Below are 1,624 nucleotides of genomic sequence, written 5' to 3' on the forward strand. Positions count from 1 at the left end.
GTACGGCTTGTCGGTCAGTGGTGCTCGGCCTGGTCTGGTGGCTTACACCCGTCAGTTGTGGGGTCGTCGACATTTCATCAACGAGTTCGCGAAGGCGCGGACGGCGGCGCAGTACACGCAGGCGCGGTTGGGTCAGCTGTGGCAGGTGATGACGCCGTTGCTGAATGCGGCGGTGTACTACCTGATCTTCGGCATCCTGATCGGTACGCATCGGGGTATCGACAACTTCATCGCGTTCCTGGTGACGGGTGTCTTCATCTTCACGTTCACGCAGTCGTCGGTGTTGAGCGGGGTGAAGTCGATCTCGGGGAATCTGGGGTTGATCCGGGCGTTGCATTTTCCGCGGGCGTCGATGCCGATCGCGTTCACGTTGATGCAGTTGCAGCAGTTGATGATGTCGATGTTCGTGTTGTTGGCGATCGTGTTGATGACCGGCGAGGTGCCGGACATGTCGTGGTTGCTGATGTTCCCGGCGTTGTTGTGCCAGTGGGTGTTCAATACCGGGTTGGCGTTGATCGTGGCGCGGTTGGGCAGCAAGATGACGGACTTGTCGCAGTTGATGCCGTTCATGTTGCGGACGTGGATGTACATGTCGGGGGTGATGTACTCCATCACGAAGCTGACGACGACGGCGCCGCATATTCTGCGGATTCTGCTGGATGTGAATCCGGCGGCGATCTATATCGATCTGATGCGGTTCGCGTTGATCGACAGTGTGACGGCGGCGCAGATGCCGCGGCATGTGTGGGCGATGGCGGTGGTGTGGTCGCTGGTCGTCGGGGTGGGCGGGTACATCTACTTCTGGAAGGCGGAAGAGTCCTATGGCCGTGGCTGAGCAGCCGGCGCTGCCGCCGGTGCAGGTGAGTCGTCCGATGGTGCCGACGGTGATCGTGGAGGACGTGAACATCGTCTACACGGTGTACGGGGCGGGGACGGGCAAGGGGAGTGCTTCGGCGGCGTTGGGGCGGATGCTGTCGAAGAAGCGGCGGTCGTCGAACGTGCGGCGGGTGCATGCGGTGAAGAACGTGAGTTTCACGGCGTATCGCGGTGAGGCGATCGGGATCATCGGGTCGAACGGTTCGGGGAAGTCGACGTTGTTGCGGGCGATCGCGGGGTTGTTGCCGCCGGAGTCGGGGCGGATCTACACGGATGGGCAGCCGTCGTTGCTGGGGGTGAACGCGGCGTTGATGAACGATCTGACCGGGGGGACGAATGTGATCCTGGGCGGGTTGGCGATGGGGATGTCGCGGGATGAGGTGCGGTCGCGGTACAAGGGGATCGTGGACTTCTCGGGGATCAACGAGAAGGGTGATTTCATCTCGTTGCCGATGCGGACGTATTCGTCGGGTATGGCGGCGCGGTTGCGGTTCTCGATCGCGGCGGCGAAGGATCACGATGTGCTGATGATCGACGAGGCGCTGGCGACGGGTGACCGGGCGTTCCAGAAGCGGTCGGAGTCGCGTATTCGGGAGTTGCGGAAGGAGGCGGGCACGGTCTTCCTGGTCAGTCACAGCAACGCGTCGATCCGGGACACCTGTGAGCGGGTGATCTGGTTGGAGCACGGGGTGATGCTGATGGACGGTCCGACCGAGGACGTGCTGACCGCCTACGAGGCCAAGACCGG

At 62.3% G+C, this 1,624-nt stretch carries 2 protein-coding genes; both read left to right on the forward strand.

Annotated features, from left to right (window positions below; all coding sequences use genetic code 11):
* Window positions 1-835: ABC transporter permease (locus AB0399_RS40450; RefSeq protein WP_366414693.1), on the forward strand; the 835-nt coding region annotated here is incomplete at its 5' end.
* A partial coding sequence (locus AB0399_RS40455) for an ABC transporter ATP-binding protein (RefSeq protein WP_366414694.1) occupies window positions 822-1,624 on the forward strand: 803 nt, incomplete at its 3' end. The genes AB0399_RS40450 and AB0399_RS40455, both read left to right, overlap by 14 nt.

Origin of the sequence: Streptomyces sp. NPDC088194, from assembly GCF_040702025.1 — a bacterium.
Classification (GTDB): domain Bacteria; phylum Actinomycetota; class Actinomycetes; order Streptomycetales; family Streptomycetaceae; genus Actinacidiphila.